The sequence below is a fragment of the Geobacillus sp. FJAT-46040 genome (assembly GCF_002335725.1).
GTDB lineage: Bacteria > Bacillota > Bacilli > Bacillales > Anoxybacillaceae > Geobacillus > Geobacillus thermoleovorans.
The window spans coordinates 2,406,398-2,412,611 of sequence record NZ_NISS01000001.1; the positions used below are offsets into that span (position 1 = coordinate 2,406,398).

At 47.9% G+C, this 6,214-nt stretch carries 9 protein-coding genes; all 9 read right to left on the reverse strand.

Annotated features, from left to right (window positions below; all coding sequences use genetic code 11):
• The coding region (locus CD000_RS19670; protein ID WP_483299627.1) for a phage head completion protein at nucleotides 1–91 on the reverse strand (91 nt) is incomplete at its 3' end.
• A gap of 17 nt (nucleotides 92–108) precedes the next feature.
• Entirely contained in the window at nucleotides 109–246 is a 138-nt protein-coding gene (locus tag CD000_RS18490; protein ID WP_158225536.1) for a hypothetical protein, read from the reverse strand.
• Nucleotides 247–262: 16 nt separating this feature from the next.
• A complete protein-coding gene (locus CD000_RS12725) occupies nucleotides 263–550 on the reverse strand; it encodes a head-tail connector protein (protein ID WP_096225794.1) in 288 nt (95 codons plus the stop codon).
• Nucleotides 551–593: 43 nt separating this feature from the next.
• Entirely contained in the window at nucleotides 594–1,790 is a 1,197-nt protein-coding gene (locus CD000_RS12730; RefSeq protein ID WP_096224889.1) for a phage major capsid protein, read from the reverse strand.
• Nucleotides 1,791–1,830: 40 nt separating this feature from the next.
• Nucleotides 1,831–2,451, reverse strand: coding sequence for an HK97 family phage prohead protease (locus CD000_RS12735; protein WP_233130447.1), 621 nt, complete (start codon nucleotides 2,449–2,451; stop codon nucleotides 1,831–1,833).
• Entirely contained in the window at nucleotides 2,393–3,691 is a 1,299-nt protein-coding gene (locus tag CD000_RS12740; RefSeq protein ID WP_096225795.1) for a phage portal protein, read from the reverse strand. The genes CD000_RS12735 and CD000_RS12740 overlap by 59 nt, the downstream gene beginning before the upstream one ends.
• A gap of 16 nt (nucleotides 3,692–3,707) precedes the next feature.
• On the reverse strand, nucleotides 3,708–3,893 hold the full coding sequence (locus tag CD000_RS18495; protein ID WP_096224892.1) for a hypothetical protein: 186 nt from the start codon (nucleotides 3,891–3,893) through the stop codon (nucleotides 3,708–3,710).
• A 4-nt stretch (nucleotides 3,894–3,897) separates the two neighbouring features.
• On the reverse strand, nucleotides 3,898–5,625 hold the full coding sequence (locus CD000_RS12750; protein ID WP_096224891.1) for a terminase large subunit: 1,728 nt from the start codon (nucleotides 5,623–5,625) through the stop codon (nucleotides 3,898–3,900).
• A complete protein-coding gene (locus CD000_RS12755) occupies nucleotides 5,622–6,116 on the reverse strand; it encodes a phage terminase small subunit P27 family (protein ID WP_096225796.1) in 495 nt (164 codons plus the stop codon). Before CD000_RS12755 ends, CD000_RS12750 begins: the two co-directional genes overlap by 4 nt.
• Nucleotides 6,117–6,214: the final 98 nt, after the last annotated feature.

Consider the following 6,214-nt stretch of genomic DNA (forward strand, 5'->3'; position numbering starts at 1 on the left):
CCACCCAATCCGCTATTTCTTCTCCATATTCGTTCTGCACCCTTGTTTTTTGTTGAATAGTGATGCGGTGACGGAGCAACCCAGGATCCATGTCATATCACCGCCTCATCATGTCTCATTGGCTTTATGCGTCACAATCAAATTTCCCGCATCCGACACCGTCACTTCGTATTTATGCCCCGCTGGAGACACTAAGATAAGGCTTTTGAGTTCCTTCTCAACGCGCTTTTCAGTTTTCTCGCTCATGAATCCTTCCCCCTTTCTACGTTGTCGTTGTGCTATCGTAGCAATGAGTCAACTGCGCCACGATGCTCTCGACCGTATGCCGCACTTTTTCGCTCGTTTTGCCGATCATCTCGCGGTTTTCGTACCAGTCGGTCACTAGCACATAGCAAAACAGCTTAGCCAACTCATTGGTACTGTCAAACGTATTCCCTGTTGCATTGAACAAGTATTTTTCTGCCGCATTAATCAGCGTACTAATTAAGCCGTCCTCGTCACTATGCTCAACGCGCAGCCATTGCTTCGCTTCATCAAGCGTAATAATCAAAACAATCACCCCCAATAAAAGGGGACGGGGATAACCCCCGTCATTAGCTCAGTTTCAATTGGCCATATACAGCCGCGCCGGTATCCCAGAATTTAATATCATCGCGCATAATCGTACGTAAATCCGTCGTATCACGTTTAAATGCATCGCCGCCTTCTTTAGTTGCCGCCAACTCAAAGAATCGCCGCGAGAACAACACGATAAGCTCTTCAAGATTCCCAATGAAAATGGGAGCCTTGTTCGTCGTTCCAGTGATCGACGGCAAGTAGCGATTGGAACATACGACAACCGGACGGCCAAACAACAGCTTCCGCCCCGGCTGTGTAATGTCATCCTGAAGCAAGAAACGACCGTTCGCATCTTGTTGGCTGTCGAGCCAGTTATATCCGTCTTGGTTTGTTAACACGATGCTGCTCAAGCTGATAGCCGGATCCAAGTCAACATTAAATACCTTTTTCACCGCTTTCAGATCAGCTAAGTCTTTCGGAGTCATAGTCAGCAGGAGATCCGTAATCAACTTGTTACGCGTAACGACGGCCTTCTTACCAATCCAACGCGTGATGTAATTAATAATATTCTGATCGCTATCAGCTAAAAGCTCGTTCGTAATCGGCAAGATGCCGCCGCGTTTTTTCACAGAGTACGAGACAGCCACGAATTTAGGATTATCCATTTCCGGGAGCACGCCGTATTCATCAATCAACGCAAACGGCGTCATCGTTTCATCTTTCTCCAGCACGCGAGATCCCGATAAGGTGGTCACTTCCTCGACGCGAACATATTGAGACAAGTCGTTTTGCGCTCTCATAATCTCGTTAATGCGCGTCTGAATGTCTTTTGGAACGATCAAGGACGAATCTCCGTCAGGGATCGCCGGATTGGCTCCTCCTTCATTCATGACGGCGCGCTTTTCGTATTCTGCGATAATGCTTCGCTCATCCGGAGAAACCGGGCGCCGGCGAATCGCCTTCATGAAGATTTGTCGATACTCCTGTTCCAATTCGGCATCCTCTTTCGTAGCAGCGCGAGTTTCAGCGCCAGCCGAATAAGCGCCACCAAGACCCAATCCACCGCGCTCCTCTTCCTCTAATTGCCGTTGTACCTCGATTTTCTTTTGCAACGACCGCACTTCTTCCATTCGTTTTTCAGCTTCATCGACTTTATCCTCTCCTAAGAGAGCGCGGACTTCGGCTTTCATCCGCTCCAGTTTTTGCAACATCTCACGCAGTTCTTTACCCATACTTTTTCAACCTCCTATAGTCAAAATAAAAAGAGCCGTTTTATATCAGCTCTAACTCGATGGCTAGTTTTCGTTTTTTGTATTCGTTCGAGGCGCGTTTTTGCTGCTCCCGGTACTCATCAAGCGACCGGACAGACACTTCATTGGCCGGATAAGCCGGAAAAGCCACCGGGGAAATTTCATATAGTTCCGCATCCAAAATGGAACGTTTGTAGATTTTTTTGCCGTCGCGATCGACCTGCGACCATTTATCTTTTGTGACTCGCATCCCAAACGATACACCATCGACATCACCGCGCTTAATCATCTCCCAGGCATCGTTGCCGACTGTGGTGTTCGGCAAGTCCAACTCGAAGCGCAACTCTTTTTCCGTACTCTCCAGGCGCAACGTCCCACTTTTCGTGCTTCCAAGCACTTTAGACGTGTCATGCGACCAGAGACCGACGACACCGCGTGTTTTTAGGCTTCCATCAAACGCGCCGGCCGCGATTTCTTCGACAAACGTGTCGCCCCACCAATCACGCATCTCCGCGCTTTCCGTGTTGTACTTGATCGACCCGGAGATGGTGCGTTTTTCTTCTTCTTCGTCCGACTGACGGACCTCAATTTTCACCGGAAGCGCCCGAATTTCCTTTATTTCCTTCGGTGCTTGATTGCCCACTGTCACCACCTCCTTTCATGTACTGTTGGCCGGCCATCGTCAATGGAATAACGTTACCATTAAATACAAGCTGGTCACCGCCAGGTAAAGGTGGCTTCTCTTCTAATGCCCTCGCCTCGTTCGGCGTAATAAAACCTTTCTCAATTCCGATGCCATACGCTTCATAACGCGTTTTAATGTCGCTTCTAAGCATGCTGTCAACGTTGAATTTCACGTAATATCCAGCGTCAATTTCACTGTCAAGAAACAATTTATACGTCATCTCTTGCTCATACATTGTTAAAATCGGCAGCAATGTATCCACGTAAAACTGCCGTTGCTGTTCGGCTACATTCGTATGAGTTGCCCGGCTTAAATCGTTGAGTTGGTGCATTTTTATACCAAAAGCCGTTGCAATTTGCCTGATTGTTAGCTCCGTATTTTCAAGAAACTGCGCATCGGACATCGTCAAACTGATCGGCTTAAATTCGTACCCGATCGGCATGAGCGCGATGCGGTGACTGTTTTTCAGTCCTGAAGACATTTCCTCGAATTTTTCTCGGAATTTCTTCTGCGCTTCCGGGTTTAGATCGCCAACATACTGGACGATTCCTTTCACTTGCAACCCTTGCTTGTAAAAATTATTGATAAACCGGCCGGCCGCCGCCGCATTTTCCACCGTCGCCCGCAAATAATCAAGAGGAGGAACCCCGACAATGCCATCGAGTGTCACACCACTTTTAAAGTGCAAAATTTCGTTTGGCATGAGCTTCCGCCGCTCGGTTCCGACATCGACTTCATACCAGATGTGGTTTTTGCTGCTGAAAAGGCCGATATCGTCAATCCAAATGCGCACTTTACCCGCATCGATCGGCCAAAGCCCCACAATTCTGCCCTTTTCGTCCGTCTCAATGTTGACGTATGCATTACCGTGTATGTTCCGCTGCGTCTCATTGCATTTGGCGAAGTCAGAAGCTGACATATACGGATTGGGACGGAGCTTTAGCAACTTATATAAATAGTGCTTCACTGCCTTATTGACGCCGGTTTCGCCCTCGAGATAAATCTTCAATGGGAGCTTTGACAGCGATTCGGCTAAAATTTTGATACAAGCGTAAACCGTCGCTTCTTTCAGGGCATTTTTCCCATAAACGTTGACCTCGCCAGGAGAAAGGCCGAGAAAATCTAAAAGCGCCGGATCATTTAGGCTGTATTCTGTGTATTCAGTACTTCTTCGCTCCAAAGCACGCCGGAAAAACATTCATTCCTCACCTCCCTCACGGCGGATAACGCTTCGGTGGATGCAGCGCTGCAAAAATGCCGACGGCTAAACAAGAAAAACCCAGCATATACAGCCCTGCCGTCACGCTTAATCGGAACGTCGCGATGTTGATAAGCACTAGACCAATGAAAATAAAAAAATCTTCCGCGTAATCACGAAAGATTTTCCGTAATTTTTTCACTTTATCAACCCCACAGTCTGTCTAAAAAGTCATCGGTCGCAAATTCCGATACGTCAACCGACTCGACATTTGCAAACATCGCCCGGGCGTGGGCATTAATAAGCGCCGCCAGTGGGTCGATCCGGTCCGTGCTCTTCGATTTATCCAGCATAATGTTCTCCTGGGCGTCTTTTCGTGTCACCGCGTTGCCGACTGCCCATGTTAAAACGGGGTTTTGGTTGTGAATGATCTTCTTTTCAAACACTTTTGTCCGGAAATTTTTCGTCGGCTCCGTCAAATAGCGAATCCCCTGCGGAATTTCTACCGTCGTGAAGCCATCTGCTTCAAGCTCCTGCATTAAATGCCGCGCATTGTACTTGTCATAGCAAATTTCCTTCACCAAAACGCCGTATGTCGGCTCAATTGACTTGATATATTCGCGCACAAACGTATAATCGACGACCGCTCCTGGTGTGGCGGTGATCCAACCTTGACGAACCCATTGATCGAACGGCATTTTATCAGTCTTGACCCGCTCATCGAGCTTTTCTTCCGGTATGAACGAGTGGGACAAGACGACAAATTTGCCGTCATTCAAAGGGATTTCGATGGAAACGCTCGTTAAGTCGGTCGTTGCCGACAAGTCAACGCCTACATACGCATCCAATCCACTGATATCCGGCAGGTTTTCCGTGCCGCAGGCCGCCCAGCGCTCGGCCGAAATATAGGCTTGCTCGCGCTTATTGATCCAAACATTCATGTTTTTGGTTAAAAAATCGTCCATTTTGTCCGGTTTTTCCAGCGCTTCTTTCAGCTTGGCGCGAATATTTTCTACCCCTTCCGGATAGGAAGCCGCAATCGGGTTCGCTTTCAGCCATGCTTTTTCATCCTTAATGTCATCAATCAAATTTCCGTCCTCGTCTTTATCCAGTTCGTTGACCATCGCAAAGTATTGATCGTTTTCTACCGGGCTGTTCGGATCAAGAAGCTTCGAAACATATTGGTATTCACTTCGATAGCAAGGATTATTTAAGTTCGTGCCGGCCGTTGTGATAATCATTAGCAACGGCTGTGCCCTAGCAATCATACCAGAGTCAAGAATATTGTAAATCTCATCCGTGTCATGGGCGTGATACTCATCGATAATCCCGCATTGCGGGTTTAAACCGTCACCGGTCTTCCGGTCCTCTTTGGAAAGTGGCCGAATAATAGACCGACTTTTCAGGTGATGGATCGCCCCGTATTTCACTTCGTACTTCCCTTTGAGTTCCGGGCAACCGGCCAACATAGCTTCGGTTTCCTTCCATACAATCCTTGCCTGTTCCGTTTTCGTCGCGCCGATATATACTTCCGACATGTTTTCGCCGAATGCCATAGCCTCATATGAGGCTACGCAAGCCAAACTTTGCGACTTTGCGTTTTTTCTGCCTACCTGCCAATACGCCTTTTTAAAACGCCGATAGTCCGTGTCCTTATGCACCCAGCCGTAAATATTGCCAAATACAAACACCTGGATTTCATGTGGACGAATATGCTGCCCTTTTAATACGCCTTTGGTGTGTTTGAAAAGCGTCATCCATTTGAGAAAACGCATCGCTTTCGTTTCGTCAAAAATATAGGGAAAGCCATCAGTCCCTTCCCTTTCGATATCCCGTAAAAAACGCATGCATGCCCATTTATGTTTCTGGCAGGCGATCACCCGGCCGTCGATGACATCATAGGAGTAGTCAATGAGCCATTGCTTCAGGCTCATACATTACCAAACTCCTGTTCAAACGGCGTCGGCTGCTCTGGTTCTTCCTTTGGCAAAGCAAGTTTTGCCCGAGAGCTTGGCGTCAATCCAAATTCGACGGCCAGCGATTTCATTTGCTCATGTAATTGCTTTTTCTTTGTGAGCAATGGATGAGGTACTTTGTTTGTTTCCGCCGCTTTATTTGTGTATTCGACCATAAGCCCTTCTTCCTCAATGATCTGCGAGCACTTTACATAGTTAGAATACGCATCGCAGTACAAGGCAAGAGCATTTACATCGACGTTTGTGACCAACCCAATCTCTTTCAGCTCCTTCACGATCCGCTTGAACTCCTTCTTGGCCACATCGTCGAGCCAGCCTGGAGGTCTCACCTTGTCATCATTAGGCCGGAGCTTCGCCTCGGCCTCCTTTCGGGCGTCGATTTCCTTTTTCGTCAAATGCTTTGTCCCCTGAATTAAAATCAAGTCAACCGGCTTCGCACGTCGGCCCATGTTCAACACCACCTTTCGCTTGGAATTTCCCTAAAAACTGTTAACCCCCTTTTACGCCAAAAAGGGAACTTTGTGCACGCTGAGGGGGGCGCGCGGTC

Bases quoted from the DNA above. Each gene is read 5' to 3' on its own strand.
- CD000_RS18490 (WP_158225536.1), bottom strand. From the start codon at position 246: ATGAGCGAGAAAACTGAAAAGCGCGTTGAGAAGGAACTCAAAAGCCTT.
- CD000_RS12730 (WP_096224889.1), bottom strand. From the start codon at position 1,790: ATGGGTAAAGAACTGCGTGAGATGTTGCAAAAACTGGAGCGGATGAAA.
- CD000_RS12740 (WP_096225795.1), bottom strand. From the start codon at position 3,691: ATGTTTTTCCGGCGTGCTTTGGAGCGAAGAAGTACTGAATACACAGAA.
- CD000_RS12750 (WP_096224891.1), bottom strand. From the start codon at position 5,625: ATGAGCCTGAAGCAATGGCTCATTGACTACTCCTATGATGTCATCGAC.
- CD000_RS12755 (WP_096225796.1), bottom strand. From the start codon at position 6,116: ATGGGCCGACGTGCGAAGCCGGTTGACTTGATTTTAATTCAGGGGACA.